The following is a 17,146-nucleotide window of genomic DNA, read 5'->3' as shown; positions in this document are numbered from 1 at the left end:
GCCGATTAGGTTCAGACTAACCGGCACCCCCGACCTGTCGCCTGGTTTCAATATTTGACCCAGACGGTTTTGAGTGCGGAATATTTTTCGAAACTGTGCATGCCGAGGTCGCGGCCGAAACCGGATTGTTTCATGCCGCCGAAAGGGGTCATGGCTGAGAGTGCGTCGACGGTGTTCACCGAAACCGTGCCGGCATGGAGGCGGTCGGACATGGAAAGCGCCCGCGACAGGTCACGCGTCCAGACCGAGGCGGCGAGACCGTATTCGCTGTCGTTGGCAATGCGCAGCGCTTCCTCGTCGCTGTCGAAGGGAGTGACGGCAAGCACCGGGCCGAAGATTTCCTCGCGGGCAATGCGGGCATCCGCAGGCACGTCGTTGAAGACGGTCGGCTGGATGTAGCAATTGGAGCCATCCCGGGTCTCCCGCTCGCCGCCGTGGACAAGCCTACCTTCGGTGCGGCCGACGGCGATGTAGTTCGCCACCCGGTCGGCATGCGCCTTCTCGACCAGCGGACCCATGCGGGTGGCGGTGTCCAGCGGGTCGCCGAGCGGCCAGGCGGCCGTGGCCGCAATCACCTTCTCTGTAAACTCCTGCTGCACCGAACGATGCACCAACAGGCGCGAATTGGCCGAGCAAACCTCGCCGGAATTGAACAGGATGCCGAAGGCCGCCATTTCGGCCGCCTTGTCGAGGTCGGCGTCGGCGAAGATGAGGTTGGGCGATTTGCCGCCGGTCTCCGGCCAGACCTGTTTCATGTTGCTCTGCCCGGCATAGGTCATGAACAGCTTGCCGACCTTGGTCGAGCCGGTGAAGACGAGGGCGTCGACATCCGGATGCAGGCCGAGCGCCCGCCCGGCATCCTCGCCGAAACCCGGCACGACGTTCAGCACGCCATCCGGCAGACCGGCCTCGGAGGCAAGTTCCGCCAGCATCAGGGCGGAGAGCGGCGATTGTTCCGCGGGCTTCAGCACGACGGAGTTGCCGGTGGCAAGCGCCGGCGCGAGTTTCCATGTCGCCATGTCGAGCGGGAAATTCCATGGCACGACGGCGCCGATGACCCCGAGCGGCACGCGGCGGATCATGGCGAGGTCGCCGGGGCCGGCAGGGGCGATTTCATCGTAGATCTTGTCGATCGCCTCGGCATGCCACTGGAAGAAATGCGCCGAGCCGGGCGCGTCGATGGTCGAACTGTCGCTGATGGGCTTGCCGACATCGAGCGTTTCCAGCAGCGCCAGTTCGGGAATGTTGTCGCGGATGAGGGCGGCAAGCCGCAGCAGCACCTCCTTGCGTTCGGACGGCGACTTGCCCGACCAGCGCCGGTCGTTGAAGGCGCGGCGCGCCGCGGCGACGGCGATATCCACATCCTCCGCTGTCGCGCGTGCGACGTCGGTCAGAATTTGGGCATTGGCGGGATTGACGGTTTCGAACCGCCCGCCTTTGGCCGCCTCGCGAAAGCCGCCGTCGATATAAAGGCCGTTGCGGAATTTCAGCTGTGCTGCGCGGGCGCGCCAGTCGGGCGTCGAGGGCGTCATGGACTGCCTTTCTCTTCTTGTCGCTGTTCGTCGATGGTGGGGAGTTGCATGCCGCTCATGGTGCGGAGTTTTTCGGTGCAGAAATCGATGAATCGCCGCACCACCAGGGGCGAGCTGAGGCCGCGCATGGCGACGACGCCCATGCGCATGGGGCGCAGGCCGCCCGAAAGCGGAACGAAAGCCAGTCTCTCGCCGCTGGGGACATGCGACGAGACGGGCCTGATGTTGGCGATCGAATAACCGAAATGGTTGGCGACCATGGCACGCATCACCGACATGTCGCGCGTGCGCTCGATGATGCGCGGCTGAAGATCCGCATCGCGGAAGAAGGAAAGGAAATAGGCGGCGCTGTGCGGCAGGTCGAGCAGGATCATCGGATAGGGCGCAAGCTCCTGCACCGAGATTTCCTTGCGGCTGGCGAGCGCATGATCCTCGGGAAGAACGGCATAGGGCGGCAGGACCGCCAACTCGTGGAATTCCATGTCGGGGGGCACGTCGAGGTCGTAGCTCAGTGCGATGTCGAAGCGCGCCATGCGCAGGCCTTCGAGGATGCGGGCATGGTCGCGTTCGTACTGGAAGAACTCGACATCCGGATAGGCGTCGGAAAAACCGCGGCGCAACGTCGGAATCACTGTCTGGGCAAAAGTGACGAGGCAGGCGACGTGCAGGGGGCCGCGAACCTGGCCGGTGAGCTCGTTCGACAAGGCATTGAGCTTGTGGGCTTCGCGCAGGATCTGCCGCGCCTGGGCGACGAAGTTGTGCCCGGCCTGCGTCAGCGACAGGCCATGCGCATGGCGGCGGACAAACAGCGTGATGCCGAATTCGCGCTCGAGCTGCGAAATGGCCGCCGAGATCGATGGCGCGGAGACGTTGACGCGTTCCGCGGCCTCGGTCACCGAACCGTAGTCGCCGACCGCCACCAGATACTCCAATTGCCGAATGGTGAATCGCAAGATCATGTCTGTATTCCTGTTGCCCTCATCGTCAGGATACAGAGAGGGCGCGCGGAGCGAAATGTCCGTCTCCCCCGTGCCAGCGGAATAAGCCGCGACTGGCTTTCGGCGCCAGAGGGATTTCCGTCGTCATTGTCCTTCTTCATTTCCCATCGGCGATCTGCTCGGCCAGATGCGCGGCATCATGCCAGACGCCCCAGATGAAGGACGATGCACGCCGCGACAGCCAGGGCAGGCCGAGGAAGAACAGCCCCGGAACCCTGGAGATGCCGCGCTCGTGCACCGGGCGGCCGTTGTTGTCGAAAGCGTCGAGATGGATCCAGCTGAAGTCGAAGGAATAGCCGGTCGCCCAGATGATCGTGGTGATGCCCTGCTCCTGGAGATTGATGGACAGCAGGGGATTGGCGACACAATCCGGCTCGGCGATGAATTCGCGCGCCTCGGGTTCCTCGGGGAAATCGAGCCCGTTCTGCGTGGCGTAATCATCGGCCCGGTCGAGCAGGTCGAGATAGTTCCGGTCGCCGAGCGCGATATTGTCCCTGAGGTCGCCGGCGAACTGCAGCGTGCCGTCGAGATAACCCTTGGCCATGCCCACCAGCGTCATGCCACGGTCGGCAAGCCGGCGAAAATCGACCGTCTTGCCACCATCGGCACCGCTGACGGCGATGGTGACGTGCTCGGTATTGGGGGCAGGAACTTTCAGGTCCCAGATGCCCAGCACGCCCAGCCACCAGCAGAAATCCTTGCCGCGATAGCGCCGCGGCGGGCGGTGATGCGGGCCGACCGAAAGAAAGACCCGCCGTCCCGACCGCAGCAGCTCCTCGGCGATCTGCGTGCCCGACGACCCGGCGCCGACGACGAGGACCGCGCCTTCGCGCAGCTGATCGGGATTGCGATAGGCGTGGGAATGGATCTGGTCGATGCCCTCGGTCTTCGGCACGATCTGCGGAAACACCGGCTTCTGGAACGGGCCGGTGGCGGCGACGACATTGTTCGCCTCGAACACCCCGTCGGAGGTTTCGATGCGGAACCGCATGCCATCGGAGTTGCGCTTGACCGTCCTGACCTCGACGCCGCAGCGGATCGGGGCGTCGATGCGCCTGGCGTATTCGACAAAATAGTCGGCAACCTGCTCCTTCGGCGCGAAGGCATCGCCGTCGATATGTGGAAAGGTCATGTTGGGAAAGCGGTCGTGCCAGGCAGGGCCGTTGGCGACGAGAGAGTCCCAGCGGGCGGTCCGCCACGCCTCGGCAATGCGGCTGCGTTCCAGGACGATGTGAGAGATGCCCTGCTTGCCGAGATGTTCGCTCATCGCCACACCTGCCTGGCCGGCGCCAACGACAAGCGTATCCACTCTTTCAATCGACATGCGGCATCCCCCTCGTGTTTCATTCGAAGACCAGCCCTTCGGCCGACGTCCTTGAATCGATGTAACGGAAAGCCGGGAATGCCGACATAAGTGTTTGGTTCAGCGCTGGTTAGGAAAATCCCTTGCTTGACGAGCCTTGCCGTTGTCCTGAGGCCTGTTGCTTCAGGATGCGAAACGGCGGAGTGCGTCATGGACGCCGCGCGACATCCGCACGGTCTGCGGCAAAGCAGCCCGCGCCTTGCCGCTGACGCCGGGCACGTGGACGCCGTATTCCTGCAGCCGCCGCGCCTGCTCGCGGGCACGGCTCACATGGTCGCCGCCAGCCGGGCCGGGCATGATGGCAAGGACGGTCAGCCCGACGGCCGGGCAGGCGTCGCCCGCCATGAAACTGGGTGCATCCAGAGACCATGCTCCGCCGGACAGGCCAGCGGACAGCATTTCCACGAGCAGGGCGATGTTCGCCCCCTTTCGTCCGCCGAACGGCAGCAACGCGCCGGCAAGCGCCTCCTGCGCATCCCGCGTATCGGCGCCGGCGGCATCCACGGCCCAGCCCTCGGGGATCGGGCGGCCTTCCCCGGCGGCGGCGACGATGTTGACATAGGCCGTGGCGCTGGCAGACTGATCGATGACCAGGGGCGGCGCATCGTCGCCCAGCGGGAAGCCGAACGCCAGCGGATTGGTGCTGTAGACGGCCGGCCCGCCCGCCTTCGGCGCGACCATGGCGTTCGCATTGGTCACCGCCAGCCCCACGAGCCCCTCGTTTGCCAGCCGGCGCACGTAATAGCCGAGCTCGCCGGTGGTGTAGCTGTTTTTCTGGGTGAAGAGCGCGATCCCCATCTGGCGCCCGGTGGCGACGAGATCGGCGAAAGCGATGTCGAAGCCGAGTTGCGCGATGCCGCGGTCGGCATCGGATGCGAGATAGGCAGGGAAGGGGCGCTTAAGGGTCGGCGTCGGATCGCCATTGATGCGCCCCTCGCGAAAACTGTTGAGGTAATCCACCAGATGCGGAAACCCGACGGCGGCCGGGCCGAACCGTGCCGCCGACAGGGTGGCATCGGCGAGCGAGCGGGCGCTTGCCGGATTGGCGCCGGCGCCGAGGCAGGCGCGGAGCGTCAGGGATTGCGCATCCGCCAGTTCGAGTTCCACCTCTTCCGTCACGTCAGATCTCCAGTCCCGCCTTGCGGCCTTCGTAAAATGCATAGGGTGCCTGCCGCGGCGCGGCGCAATCGCCGATCTGCCGCGTTGCCACGCCCAGTTCGGCAAGGCCCGGCATCAGCCAGTCGGCCGGAGAATTCGTCGTCGCGGTCACCAGCGTGTCGGCCTCGACGAAACGACGCTCACCGGTGTTGTGGTCGACGATGGTCGCGCCGTTACCGTGCCATTCGGTAATGCTGGCCTCGACGATCCAGTCGGCGCCAAGCGCCCGGATGGCCTGGCGCATCGGAACGTCCGCCGCCGTCCTCTGCAGCTCCTTGCCGACGAAGGGGTCGGGCGTGAGGATCGTGACCCGATGGCCTTCCTCCGCCAGTTTCCAGGCGGTGCCGCAGCCGCGCCAGCCGCCGCCCTCGTCGAGCAGCAGCACATGCTTGCCCGGCCGCGCCTGCCGCGCCATGACGGCTTCGACGGTGAAGACGTTGCCTTTTTCGATGCCCGGCAACGTCTCGACCGTGGGCAGCGCCTTCTGGAACCCCGTCTCGGGCGAAAAGGAGCCCGTTGCCGCAATCACCACGTCGAACTCGGCCGGATCGATCTCGCCGGCCTCCAGATAGGTGTTGAGGCGCACAGCCACGCCGAGTTTTTCCAGCTGCCGTTCATACCAGCCGATGAGATCGAGGATCTGCGCCCGGCGCGGCTGCATGCCGGCGAGCAGGAAATTGCCGCCGAGCCGGCTCGACGCTTCGGCCAGCACGACCCGATGGCCGCGCTCGGCGGAGACGCGGGCGGCTTCCAGCCCGGCCGGGCCGCCGCCGATCACCAGCACCCGTTTCGGATTTTCGGCCTTGCGAAAACGGTCGCCGCCCCACTCGACCTCGCGGCCGGCGGAGGGGTTGATCAGACAGCTGATCCAGTAGTCGCGCGACCGGCGGCCCCAGCACATCTGGTTGCAGGAGATGCAGCCGCGGATATCTTCCGGGCGATCCTCGCCCGCCTTGGTCGCCAGATGCGGATCGGCGATCTGGCCGCGCACGATCGACACGAGATCCGCAGCCCCTTCGCCGAGCACCGTTTCGGCATTTTCCGGGGTGCGGATATGGCTTTCGGCGATGACGACGGCATGGCTGACGACGCCTTTCAGGACGGTGGCGAGATCGGCACCGAGCTTTTCCGGATAAAGGAAGGTCGGCATCAGCTTGTAGAAATCGAGATAACCGCCCGAACCGCAGGTGACGTAGTCGATGAGGCCGAGATCGTCGTGCAGCTTGACGATCTCGGCAAGCTCGTCGCGCTGCAGGGCGACCTTCACGTCCGGCTCGTCCGAAACCGCAAGGCCGATGATGAAATCGGGGCCGCAGACGGCGCGGATGCGCGTCAGGATCTCCCGCGACATGCGCGTGCGGTTTTCCAGCGACCCGCCCCATTGGTCTTCGCGCCGGTTGCACCACGGCGTCCAGAACTGATCGACCATGCCGAGATAGGCGGCCCAGACTTCGACACCGTCGAAGCCGGCCTGCCGACATCGCCGCGCGGCCTGCACGAAGCCATCGATCGTCTCGTGGATTTCCGCCTCGGTCATCGGGTGGGAGCCGTCGCTGTCGTGATAGCTCGGTCCGCCGGAGGGCGACCAGTGGGGGTGGAAGGAATTGTCGGAATCGCCGTGGGCGCCGATATGGTAGAGTTGCTGGATGGCGACGGTGCCGTGTTTCCTGATGGCGTCGGTCACCATCCTGAAATGCGGGATCACCGCATCGTCGGAATGGCGGAAATTGCCGCGGGTGAGGACGGCGGCGGCATGCACCGGCATGGGCTCGACGACGATCATCGCCGCACCGCCGATGGCTCGCTCCTCGTAATAGGCGACATGTCTGGCGGTGGGCAGGCCTTCCACGGCCATGTTGGCGGTGTGCGCGCCGAAGACGATCCTGTTCTTCAGCCTATGCGGTCCGAGTTCGAGCGGGGAGAACAGGCGTGGAAATCTTCTGGCCATGGCACAGATCCGCGTAGGTGTGTGTTTGTGGTGGGTGGGTTTTGTTGTGGCAAGGCCGGTAGTTTGCCGGCCTTGCATGTCAGGCTCTGGCGTGCTGGCCTGCCTCGCGCGGACTGACCATCGCGTTGGCGAGTTGCCGGAATGTGACGGTCCCGATGGGTGCGCCTTTTGCGTCGGTTACGGTGATGTCGCCGTCTGGGGCGGTGGCGAGGATGCGGATGGCGTCCTCGATGGTGACGCCGGATGTGATGGTCGGCCGGTCGGCGGCCGGCGGTTCTCCGAGCGGTCGCATCACCGCCTCGACATGCACGACGCGGCCGCGGTTGACCTCGCGGACGAAGTTAGCGACATAGGCGTCGGCCGGACGCAGCACGATGTCCTGGCTGGTGCCCTGCTGGATGACCTCGCCGTCGCGCAGGATGGCGATCTGGTCGCCGAGCCTCAGCGCCTCGTCGAGATCGTGGGTGATGAACACCACCGTCTTGCGGATCTCCTTCTGCAGGTCGAGCAGCACCGTCTGCATGTCGGTGCGGATCAGCGGGTCGAGCGCCGAATAGGCCTCGTCCATCAGCAGAACGGGAGCGTCGTTGGACAGCGCCCGGGCCAGCCCGACGCGCTGCTGCATGCCGCCGGAGAGCTGGTTGGGGTATTTCTTCTCGAACCCCTTGAGGCCGACCCGCTCCAGCCAGCGCATGGCGGTGTCGATGCTCTGCTGGCGCGACAGGCCCTGGATCTCCAGGCCGAAGACGGTGTTGTCGAGCACGCTGCGATGCGGCAGAAGCGCGAACTTCTGGAACACCATCGCTGTCTGGTGGCGGCGGAACTCGCGCAGGTCCTTCTCGTTCATGCCGACGATGTCGACGCCGTCGACCAGCACCTCGCCGGCCGTCGGGTCGATCAGCCGGTTGATGTGGCGGATGAGCGTCGATTTGCCCGAGCCGGACAGGCCCATGATCACCTGGATCGAGCCCGAGGGCATCTCGATGTTGATGTCGCGCAAGCCGAGCACATGGCCGTGTTTCTCGTTGAGCTCAGCCTTGTTGAGGCCGTTGCGCACGGCGTCGATATGGGCCGCGGCATCGGGGCCGAAGATCTTGTAGAGATGGCGGATCTTGATGCCGCCGAAGGCATGCTCAGCCATGGACGATCTCCCGGTGCTTCTGCAGCCGGTGGCCATAGGCCTGGCTGACCCGGTCGAAGATGATGGCGATGCCGACGATGGCGAGGCCGTTGAAGATGCCGAGGGTAAAATACTGGTTGGCGATGGCTTTGAGCACCGGCTGGCCGAGGCCCTGGACGCCGATCATCGAGGCGATGACGACCATGGCGAGCGCCATCATGATCGTCTGGTTGATGCCGGCCATGATGGTGGGCAAGGCGAGCGGCAGCTGCACCTTGAAGAGTTTCTGGCGGCTGTCGGCACCGAAGGCGTCGGCGGCCTCGAGCACGTCGCGGTCGACGAGGCGGATGCCGAGATTGGTGAGGCGGATCATCGGCGGGATGGCATAGATGACCACGGCGATCAGGCCGGGCACCTTGCCGATGCCGAGCAGCATGACGACGGGAATGAGATAGACGAAGCTCGGCATGGTCTGCATGACGTCGAGGATCGGGTTGACGATCTTCTGCACCCGGTCGGAGCGCGACATCAGGATGCCGATGGGCAGGCCGATGGCGATCGACAGTACGGTGCAGACGAAGATCATTGAGATCGTGCGCATCGTGTCGTCCCACATGTCGAAGTAGCCGATGAGCAGGAGCGTTGCGAGACAGCCTGCGACGATGCGCAGGTTGCGGGTCGCCACCCAGGCGATGGCGAGGATGATGAGCGTGACGATCGGCCAGGGCGTCTTGGTCATGAAGCGCTCGGCATAGATCAGGAAGTGCTGCAGCGGCGTGAACAGGCCCTCGATCGTTTCGCCATAGGCGCGGGTGAAGCCGCGGAAGCCTTCGTCGATGGCTTTCTTGAGGTTGCGCAGGGCCTCGTCGTTCATATGCGGGAATTTAAAAAACCAGTCCATTTCGGTTCCCCTTCTCGAAAGAGCCGATCCGTTTTTATGGTTATCGTTGTGTCGGCCGTGAACGGAGCGATGCGCCTTGCGGCGCATCGCGTGATGTCTCGGATCAGAGAGAGGACTGGATCTTCTCTGCGGCTTCCGGGGTGACCCATGCTTTCCAGATATCGGGGTTTTCCGAAAGGAAGTGCTTGGCGCCGTCTTCGCCGCTGGCCTGGTTGTCGGTCATCCAGGACATCAGCTGGCCGAGCGTCTGGTTGCTCCAGGAGCGCTTCTTGAGATAGTCCATGACCTCGGGGCCGGCCTTTTCCGAGAAGGGCTTTGCGACGAGCGTGACGATGGTGTCGACCGGCCAGGCATTCGGCTTGGGATCGGCGCAATCGGCAACGGTGTTGCAGCGCTTCCATTCGGCCGGGTCCTCGGCGACGCCGTAGTCGAGGCGGACCATCTCGTATTTGCCGAGCAGCGCCGTCGGCGCCCAGTAGTAGCCGACCCAGCCCTGCTTGCGCTCATAGGCTTTGGCGATGGAGCCGTCGAGGCCGGCTGCCGAGCCGGTGTCGATGAGGTTGAAGCCGGCCTTGTCGGCCGCGAACGCCTTGTAGAGCTGGGCGGTGACGACGGTGCCGCCCCAGCCCTGCGGTCCGTTGAAGATGGCGCCCTTCGACGAATCCTCCGGATCGGGGAAGAGCTCCGGATGCTTCAGCATGTCGGGGATGGTCTTGATGTCGGGATGGGCGTCGGCGAGATATTTGGGGATCCACCAACCCTGGACGCCGCCATCGGGCAGCGGCGAGCCGACCTTGACGATGCGGCCTTCCTCGGTGCCCTTCTTGACGACTTCGGGCAGGAGATCGATCCAGGCTTCCGGCGCGATGTCCGGCTCGCCCTTCTCGGCCATCGAGGTGATCGTCGGAACCGTGTCGCCAACGGTGATCTCGGCGCTGCAGCCGTAACCCTCGTTCAGGATGATCTTGTCGAGGTTGGAGATCACCTCCGCACTCTGCCAGTTCATGCTCGCAATCGTGATGCTCCCGCAATCAGCGGCGTGGGTGAGCGAGGTGCCTCCCAAAACTCCCAGTAACAGGCACGTCGAGCCAAGCAGTTTTTTCATGTTCTTTCCCTCTATATTGGCGGCGGTTTTCTTGGAGCGGGTTGCCGCGAGGCCCGCCCCGATGGATCAGGAGGCTTCTCCCATGTTGACTGATTTCTGCAGCGCTGCCGAAAGGCCACGCGACACGGCCTCGGCAAGGCCGGCCGCGCGCATCGCCTCGATCGCCGCCGCTGTGCTGCCGCGGTAGTCGAGAAAGGCCTGGACCGTATCGGCGGGACAGTCGTCGCGCTGTTCCAGCAGCCGGCCGGCGCCGACGAAAAGCGTGTTGACGGCGCGCCGGGCGACCTGCGGGTCGAACCCTCGCGCGACTGCATCGGTCATCATCGCTTCGGCAAGCAGTGCCGGGAAGGCCGGGCCGGAGCCGGTAAGGCCGGTGAGATAATCGATCTCCGCTTCCGTGCGAACCTCGTCCTGCACACCGCAGGCATCGAAGATGGCGCGGACGATAGCCTTGTCGGCTTCGCCGACATCGGCGCTGGCGATCCACGGCGTGTAGGATTTTCGAACTTCGGCTGCGGCGTTCGGCAGCGTGCGGACCACCCGTCCGGTGCGATGCTGTTCGCCAAGGGCGGCGAGCCTGATGCCGGCCATGACGGAGAGGACAAGCTTGCCGGCCGCATCGACCTTCAGCTCGTGCCAGTCGGCGGGGCGGACGGAGAGGATGATGACGTCGGAGCGGTCGGCCAAGGCCTGGTTGTCGGAGGTCCAGAAGGCGCCCGGAAAACGATCCGGACATTGGCTGCGATAGGACAGCGAAAGGTTTTGAGGCTCGACGATGCCGGCGTCGAGAACCGCATGCGCGATGGCGCCGCCGAGCCAGCCGGCACCGCCGATCACCCCAATCCTCAAGCCCTTGCCTGCTCCCACCTTGCCCTCACTCCGGTTTGTATCCATGCCGTGCAAAGAAACGGTCGAGTTCCCGCTTTTGGGGAACCTGGCCGGTGTAAATCGCGATGTATTCGGGGATGCGCTTCATGCGCAGCGCGAGGTCTTCTTTCGACTGCATCGAAATGTAGCCGATCTGGACCAGGTAGGTCGTCCGGGCGCGGACATCAGCCGGCCCTTCGTCGTAGCCGAAACGCATGAACATGCGGCCCAGCGCCTCCATGCGTGCCTGGTCGGCCTGCTGCACCTCGGCGAGAATATCCGACGACTGCAGGGCCCAGCTGCGCACGGCGAACTCGAATTGCGAGTCGAACAACTCCTTGTTCACCCAGCAGTCGAAGACATTCAGCATCGCTTCGGCCAGCGATTCCGCATAGGCCTCGGACTGTTTCACCAGGTTACCGGTGTTCTTTTCCCGCCAGCGGGCAATCAGGGTGCCCAGCAATTCTTCCCGGTCCTTGAAGAACCAGTAGAAGCTGGTGCGGGAGAGATTGAGCCGTTTGGCGAGGGGCAGGATCTTGACCGATTCCACGCCGGATTCGAGCAGGGAGTCATAGGCAGCCTCCAGCCATCCCTCCTGGGAGCCGCGCCAGCCGCTGTCACTTATCGCCTGTTCCATGATGTCCTCCTAGCAAATCCCGTTTTCCGTCGCAAGCAAAATGTACACATATGTCAACATTCCGTTCTCTCTTGTTTTGATTGTTGACACTTGTGTACATTTCCGTTTAGCGTGATGATAATCCCCCTTAAATCGGAGCCCGGCGCATGTCGAACGATCCCCTGCTTCAACCCTTCCAGCTGAAGCATTTGACCCTTCGTAACCGTATCATCGTCACATCCCACGAGCCTGCCTATCCGGAAGACGGCATGCCGAAAGGACGTTACCGCGCTTATACGCTGGAGCGGGCGAGGGGCGGCGTGGCGCTGACGATGACGGCCGGCTCCGCCGCCGTCTCCAAGGATAGCCCGCCGGTCTTCAACAACCTGCTGGCCTACAAGGACGAGATCGTTCCGTGGATCCGCGAAATGACGGATGCCGTGCATGAGGAAGGTGCGGCGATCATGATCCAGCTCACCCATCTCGGCCGGCGTACGCGCTGGGACAAGGGCGACTGGCTGCCCGTCGTCGCGCCCTCCCATCATCGCGAGGCGGCGCACCGGGCTTTCCCCAAAAAGCTGGAAGACTGGGATATCGAGCGCATCATCAAGGATTTTGCCGACGCGGCCGAGCGCATGAAGGCCGGCGGCATGGACGGTGTCGAGCTGGAGGCTTACGGCCATCTCATCGACCAGTTCACCTCGCCGCTGACCAACGAGTTGGATGGCCCCTACGGCGGCTCGCTCGACAACCGCCTGCGCTTCTGTTTCGACGTCTTCAAGGCGATGCGCGAACGGGTGGGCAATGATTTCATCCTTGGCGTCCGTTATACCGCCGACGAATGTCTTCCCGGCGGGACCGGAAAGGCCGAAGGTCTGGAAATCTCCCGTCGTCTCAAGGAAAGCGGCCTGATCGACTATCTGAACGTCATTCGTGGCCATATCGATACCGATCCGGGGCTGACGGACGTCATCCCGATCCAGGGCATGGCGAGCGCGCCGCATCTGGATTTTGCCGGCGAGGTGCGCGCCGCAACCAAGTTCCCGACCTTTCATGCGGCGAAGATCCAGGATGTCGCCACGGCGCGGCATGCCATCGCTGCCGGCAAGGTCGACATGATCGGCATGACCCGCGCCCACATGACCGATCCGCATATCGTCCGCAAGATCATTGAAAAGCGCGAAGACGACATTCGCCCTTGCGTCGGCGCGAACTACTGTCTGGACCGAATCTATCAGGGTGGTCTCGCCTTCTGTATTCACAACGCGGCGACCGGCCGCGAGGAGACCATGCCGCACAAGATCGCCAAGGCGGATGTGCGCAAGAAGGTGGTGATCGTCGGCGCTGGTCCCGCCGGCCTTGAGGCCGCGCGCGTGTCGGCCGAGCGTGGCCACGAGGTTGTAGTGTTCGAGGCTGCCAACAATCCCGGCGGCCAGATCCGGCTGACGGCGCAGAGCGAGCGGCGGCGGGAGATGATCAGCATCATCGAGTGGCGCATGAGCCAATGCCAAAAGCTCGGCGTCACTTTCCATTTCAACACATGGGCGGACGCTGCAACGATCACGGCCGAAAATCCTGACGTCGTGATCATTGCCACCGGCGGTTTGCCGCATACGGAGGTGCTGACCAAGGGCAACGATCTCGTCGTTTCCTCCTGGGATATCATTTCCGGCGACGTGAAGCCCGGAACGAATGTGCTGATTTTCGACGATGCCGGCGATCATGCTGGTCTGCAGGCGGCGGAGTTTATTGCCAAGGCGGGCGGCAAGGTCGAGATCATGACACCGGACCGCTCCTTTGCGCCGGAAGTCATGGCGATGAACCTCGTTCCCTACATGCGCTCGCTGCAGAAGCTCGATGCGATCTTTACCGTGACGTACAGGCTGGAAGCGGCGGAAAGGAGCGGCAACCAGCTCATCGCCCATATCGGCAGCGAGTATGGCGGGGTGGCGAAACAGCAGACGGTCGATCAGATCGTCGTCAACCACGGAACGATTCCGCTCGACGATCTCTATTTCGAACTGAAGCCGGCGTCCCGCAACCTTGGCGAAGTCTCGTACGACGACCTGATTTCCGGCGCGCCCCAGACTGTCGAGCGCAATCCTGATGGCACCTACCAGCTGTTCCGGATCGGCGATGCAGTCGCGGCGCGCAATACGCATGCGGCAATCTACGACGCGCTGCGCCTCGCCAAGGATATTTGAAGAGGCGCATGACGGATCTGCGGCGCTGCCCCGCGACGCAGATCTTTGCGCGACCGCCTGCCGGTCGAAGCCCATGCCTAGCATTGCGATACATCCATCCGTCGTTCAGGGTTCAAGGCGACGGACGCCGCCTTTTCCGGCGGCACGCTCGTCTGCCATTGCGCCAGCAACCCCGTCAAGGTTCGCGTCAAGAGCGATATCGCCCACAATCACGCTTGCGGCTGCAGCAAATGCTGGAAGCCGGACGGCGCGGTCTTCTCGGTTGTCGCCGTGGCGCCGAGCGACCATGTCGAGGTGGTTGAAAACGGCGACAAGCTCGCCGTCGTCGACCCGGCCGCGCTGATCCAGCGTCATGCCTGCAAGGATTGCGGTGTCCATCTCCATGGCCCCGTCGAGCGCGATCATCCGTTCAAGGGTCTGTCTTTCCTGCATCCGGAACTTTTCCAGGAACAGGGTTGGGCAAAACCCGGCTTTGCGGCCTTTGTCTCCTCGATCATCGAAAGCGGTTATGATCCGGCGAAGATGGATGGCGTGCGCGGACGCCTGAAGGAAGTCGGTCTCGAGCCCTACGATTGCCTCAACCCGGGCCTGATGGACTACATCGCGACCTGGACGGCGAAGAAGAACGGCGTCCTGCCGGCGTGAAAAAGGGCCGTTCCCGCTCAGATTGCCGATAAAATCGGAAACTCTCTCTTCCGTCATCCTAGGGCTTGTCCCTAGGATCTGCTACGCATGCTAAGCCACTGACAGAAATGGTTTATTCCGCGTGCTTGGATGCTCGGCACAAGGCCGAGCATGACGGTGTTGAGAAACGAGGACTTATCTGCAGCCTGAAAGGCCGCCCCTTTTTGCGTTCGTTTTCCCCGCTTAGCGATCGATGACGAGATCGCTGAGCGGCTTCGAACAGCAGGGCAGGAACAGGCCGGCGTCGATTTCCCGCTGGCGGATGCCGCCATTGTGGTTCATGTCGACCGTTCCGGAGACGAGCTTCGACTTGCAGGTGCCGCACACGCCGTTCGAGCAGGAGGAGGGCAGCTTGACGCCCGCCTTCTTGGCGCAGGAGAGAACAGTCTGCTCGCCGGAGACGTCGATCTGGCGCGCCTGTTTGGCGAAGGACACCTGGAAGCTGCGTATGGCCGCCTCCTCGACGACGGGGATATCGATCTCGTCGATGACGGCCGCGTCAAAACTCTCCTCGATGTAGTTCTGCGGGGGAACACCGAGTTCTGCTGTGATCGTCCGTGCGGCCGCCATGAACGGGGCGGGGCCGCAGCACATGACAACGCGTTCCGCGAGGTCGGGCACGGCGAGCTTCATGTAGTCCGCCGAGATCCGTCCCGTCAGGCCCGGCCACTGCGTCTCACCCAAGACGGTTTCCGGCAGGAACTGCAGGCGCAGCCCCTTCATGCGTGCGGCAAGACAGGCCAGGTCGTCGCGAAAGATCAGGTCCTTCGGGCTGCGTCCGGCATGCAGGAAGACGACGTCGGCGGGTTCGCATGTATCGGCAAGTTCGCGCACCATCGCCATGACCGGGGTAATGCCGGAACCGCCGGAGAGGAAGAGATACTTCTTCGCATTCGGCCGGATGAAATGGCCGAGAGGGCCGTTGGCCTTGACCTTCGAGCCGACCGCGAGTGTGTCGTGCAGCCAGTTGGAAATCTTGCCGCCGGCGACACGCTTGACGGTGACCGAGAAGGCGTTGCTCCGCCGCGGCGATGAAGAAATGCTGTAGCAGCGGCTCTCCGGCTCGCCGCCCACCTCCAGGTCGAACAGGAAATACTGACCGGCCTCGAAGGCAAACCGTTTTCCTTCCGGCGAAGCGAAGGTGAAGGTCTTTACGTCGTGCGTCTCCTGGTGGACGTCGATGCAGACGAGGTCTTCGTCTGCGTGGCGGTTCCAGAGATCGGCAAGATGCAGGCGCTCGGCCGGCGAGAACTGGCTCTTAGTATCCATGGGCGCGCATCCGGTCGATGTACCACGTTGCGAACTTGTCGAGGTTGGTTTCCGAGAACGGCGAGTAGGGGCCGGGGACATAGGCCGGATCCTCGACACCGGCATGCGAACGGGCCACGAGTTCGGAATCCTGATCGGTGGTGGCGATCCAGACGTTGGTCAGCTTTTCGAGGTCGTAATCGACGCCCTCGACCGCGTCCTTGTGGACGAGCCACTTGGTGCGCACCAGCGTCCTGTCGGCGGAGAGCGGGATGACGATCGAAACGACCGCGTGGTCGCCCATGAAATGGTTCCAGCTGTTGTGGCCCCAGAGATGGGTGTCGCCGAGATCCTTGCGGGTCATGGTGCCGAGCAGTTTTGAGGAGGCGGCGGTCGCATCCGGTGTCTGCGATTCGCCGGCACCGGAGATGATCAGCCGCTGCGTGCGAAAATTGGTGGTGCAATCGACGAGTTGCTCGACGGCGGTGGACGGAAAGCCGTCGGCCTCCCATTGCCTCGTCCGTGCCTCGTACAGCGAAAAATGCTCCTCGGCCTGCGCCCGGTCTTCCGGGCTCAGCGCGTCCGGGTCGAAACCGAAGTCGAGATCGACGAAAGAGACGCAGAGCTCCGGATGGTTGGCGGAACAGTGGTAGCATTCGCGGTTGTTCTCGATCGTGAGCTTCCAGTTGCCCTTCTCGATCACCTCGGTTTCATAAGCGACCTTGGCATTGGCGATATCGTAGGGCGCCAGACGCGCCGCCATGACGTCTTCGAGGTGGGCGATATCCTCGGGCGGGTTTTCCGAAAGACAGACGTAGATCAGGCCGCCGATCGATTTGAACGCGACCTGCTTGAGGCTGCGGCATTCCTTGTCGAAACCCTTGCCCATATGCGGCGCGTAGCTGAGTTCGCCCGTCAGTTCGTAGGTCCAGGTGTGATAGGGACAGACGAGCTTGGAAACGATCGTCTTGCCGGCATCCAGCAGGCGCGAGCCGCGATGACGACAGACATTGTGCATGACGCGGATTTCGTTGTCGTCGTCGCGCAGCAGGATGAGGCTGGTCTTGCCGATATCGACGACCGTCGCGTCCCCTGCTTCCGGCACGTCGCATTCGAGGCCGATGCAGATCCAGTGGCGGCGGAAGAAGACGTCGAGATCGGCTTCAAAGACGTCTTCGCGGGTGTAAAGCCCGGCCGGAAGCGAATGTCCCTCGGCGCGCGCGTCGAGCAGCGCCGATATGGGAGAAGCGAATGTCTGAAGCATAATTCCACCTTATGTTCTGATGGGAAGCACGATATGATAAAAGGCAAGATTATTCAGCTTTCGCAGATGCTCAACGGCACAAATATGCGCGGGTAACATTACCTGAAGTAATGCGAAACGCGCCGCCGCCTTGAAGGG

General features: G+C 63.4%; 13 protein-coding genes and 1 pseudogene. 2 read left to right on the top strand and 12 right to left on the bottom strand.

The genetic code is table 11. The features are described 5' to 3' along the window. Positions 1-47 precede the first annotated feature (47 nt). The 10 genes from ACSQ3I_RS06280 to ACSQ3I_RS06235 all read right to left on the bottom strand — a co-directional run bounded on the left by ACSQ3I_RS06280 (position 48) and on the right by ACSQ3I_RS06235 (position 11,629). A complete protein-coding gene (locus ACSQ3I_RS06280; protein WP_435997077.1) occupies positions 48-1,532 on the bottom strand; it encodes an aldehyde dehydrogenase in 1,485 nt (494 codons plus the stop codon). Further along, entirely contained in the window at positions 1,529-2,491 is a 963-nt protein-coding gene (locus ACSQ3I_RS06275) for a LysR family transcriptional regulator (protein ID WP_435997075.1), read from the bottom strand. The genes ACSQ3I_RS06280 and ACSQ3I_RS06275 overlap by 4 nt, the downstream gene beginning before the upstream one ends. Positions 2,492-2,627: 136 nt before the next feature. Beyond that, complete coding sequence (locus ACSQ3I_RS06270; RefSeq protein ID WP_435997074.1) at positions 2,628-3,854, bottom strand: flavin-containing monooxygenase; 1,227 nt, start codon at positions 3,852-3,854, stop codon at positions 2,628-2,630. Positions 3,855-4,016: 162 nt separating this feature from the next. After that, positions 4,017-5,012 (bottom strand): Ldh family oxidoreductase, encoded by a 996-nt coding sequence (locus tag ACSQ3I_RS06265; RefSeq protein ID WP_435997072.1) that lies wholly within the window; start codon positions 5,010-5,012, stop codon positions 4,017-4,019. Position 5,013: 1 nt separating this feature from the next. Further along, positions 5,014-6,999, bottom strand: coding sequence for an FAD-dependent oxidoreductase (locus ACSQ3I_RS06260; protein WP_435997070.1), 1,986 nt, complete (start codon positions 6,997-6,999; stop codon positions 5,014-5,016). A gap of 79 nt (positions 7,000-7,078) precedes the next feature. Next, positions 7,079-8,140 carry a quaternary amine ABC transporter ATP-binding protein gene (locus tag ACSQ3I_RS06255; protein WP_435997068.1) on the bottom strand — a complete coding sequence of 354 codons (1,062 nt, stop codon included), beginning with the start codon at positions 8,138-8,140 and terminating at the stop codon, positions 7,079-7,081. Then, positions 8,133-9,020 carry an ABC transporter permease gene (locus tag ACSQ3I_RS06250; RefSeq protein ID WP_435997066.1) on the bottom strand — a complete coding sequence of 296 codons (888 nt, stop codon included), beginning with the start codon at positions 9,018-9,020 and terminating at the stop codon, positions 8,133-8,135. The genes ACSQ3I_RS06255 and ACSQ3I_RS06250 overlap by 8 nt, the downstream gene beginning before the upstream one ends. Before the next feature lie 103 nt (positions 9,021-9,123). Then, on the bottom strand, positions 9,124-10,125 hold the full coding sequence (locus ACSQ3I_RS06245) for an ABC transporter substrate-binding protein (RefSeq protein WP_435997064.1): 1,002 nt from the start codon (positions 10,123-10,125) through the stop codon (positions 9,124-9,126). 66 nt (positions 10,126-10,191) lie between these two features. Further along, on the bottom strand, positions 10,192-10,992 hold the full coding sequence (locus tag ACSQ3I_RS06240; protein ID WP_435997062.1) for a pyrroline-5-carboxylate reductase family protein: 801 nt from the start codon (positions 10,990-10,992) through the stop codon (positions 10,192-10,194). Positions 10,993-10,999: 7 nt separating this feature from the next. Continuing rightward, positions 11,000-11,629, bottom strand: a complete 630-nt coding sequence (locus ACSQ3I_RS06235; protein ID WP_435997060.1) for a TetR/AcrR family transcriptional regulator — start codon at positions 11,627-11,629, stop codon at positions 11,000-11,002. Positions 11,630-11,775: 146 nt separating this feature from the next. On the opposite strand from ACSQ3I_RS06235, the gene ACSQ3I_RS06230 reads away from it, so the two are divergent. Next, a complete protein-coding gene (locus ACSQ3I_RS06230) occupies positions 11,776-13,812 on the top strand; it encodes an FAD-dependent oxidoreductase (RefSeq protein ID WP_435997058.1) in 2,037 nt (678 codons plus the stop codon). Between the two features lie 73 nt (positions 13,813-13,885). Continuing rightward, positions 13,886-14,457: pseudogene (gfa, locus tag ACSQ3I_RS06225) on the top strand (S-(hydroxymethyl)glutathione synthase). Positions 14,458-14,679: 222 nt separating this feature from the next. Here gfa and ACSQ3I_RS06220 read toward each other — a convergent pair. Next, on the bottom strand, positions 14,680-15,765 hold the full coding sequence (locus tag ACSQ3I_RS06220; RefSeq protein WP_435997056.1) for an FAD-binding oxidoreductase: 1,086 nt from the start codon (positions 15,763-15,765) through the stop codon (positions 14,680-14,682). Beyond that, on the bottom strand, positions 15,755-17,008 hold the full coding sequence (locus ACSQ3I_RS06215; protein WP_435997054.1) for an aromatic ring-hydroxylating oxygenase subunit alpha: 1,254 nt from the start codon (positions 17,006-17,008) through the stop codon (positions 15,755-15,757). Before ACSQ3I_RS06215 ends, ACSQ3I_RS06220 begins: the two co-directional genes overlap by 11 nt. Positions 17,009-17,146 lie beyond the last annotated feature (138 nt).

The organism is Rhizobium sp. LjRoot30 (assembly GCF_964253915.1).
Classification (GTDB): Bacteria; Pseudomonadota; Alphaproteobacteria; order Rhizobiales; family Rhizobiaceae; genus Metarhizobium.
This window is presented reverse-complemented; position numbering and strand designations above follow the sequence as displayed.

Bases quoted from the DNA above. Each gene is read 5' to 3' on its own strand.
- ACSQ3I_RS06280 (WP_435997077.1), bottom strand. From the start codon at position 1,532: ATGACGCCCTCGACGCCCGACTGGCGCGCCCGCGCAGCACAGCTGAAA.
- ACSQ3I_RS06255 (WP_435997068.1), bottom strand. From the start codon at position 8,140: ATGGCTGAGCATGCCTTCGGCGGCATCAAGATCCGCCATCTCTACAAG.
- ACSQ3I_RS06270 (WP_435997074.1), bottom strand. From the start codon at position 3,854: ATGTCGATTGAAAGAGTGGATACGCTTGTCGTTGGCGCCGGCCAGGCA.
- ACSQ3I_RS06220 (WP_435997056.1), bottom strand. From the start codon at position 15,765: ATGGATACTAAGAGCCAGTTCTCGCCGGCCGAGCGCCTGCATCTTGCC.
- ACSQ3I_RS06215 (WP_435997054.1), bottom strand. From the start codon at position 17,008: ATGCTTCAGACATTCGCTTCTCCCATATCGGCGCTGCTCGACGCGCGC.
- ACSQ3I_RS06260 (WP_435997070.1), bottom strand. From the start codon at position 6,999: ATGGCCAGAAGATTTCCACGCCTGTTCTCCCCGCTCGAACTCGGACCG.
- ACSQ3I_RS06235 (WP_435997060.1), bottom strand. From the start codon at position 11,629: ATGGAACAGGCGATAAGTGACAGCGGCTGGCGCGGCTCCCAGGAGGGA.
- ACSQ3I_RS06250 (WP_435997066.1), bottom strand. From the start codon at position 9,020: ATGGACTGGTTTTTTAAATTCCCGCATATGAACGACGAGGCCCTGCGC.
- ACSQ3I_RS06245 (WP_435997064.1), bottom strand. From the start codon at position 10,125: ATGAAAAAACTGCTTGGCTCGACGTGCCTGTTACTGGGAGTTTTGGGA.
- ACSQ3I_RS06230 (WP_435997058.1), top strand. From the start codon at position 11,776: ATGTCGAACGATCCCCTGCTTCAACCCTTCCAGCTGAAGCATTTGACC.
- ACSQ3I_RS06275 (WP_435997075.1), bottom strand. From the start codon at position 2,491: ATGATCTTGCGATTCACCATTCGGCAATTGGAGTATCTGGTGGCGGTC.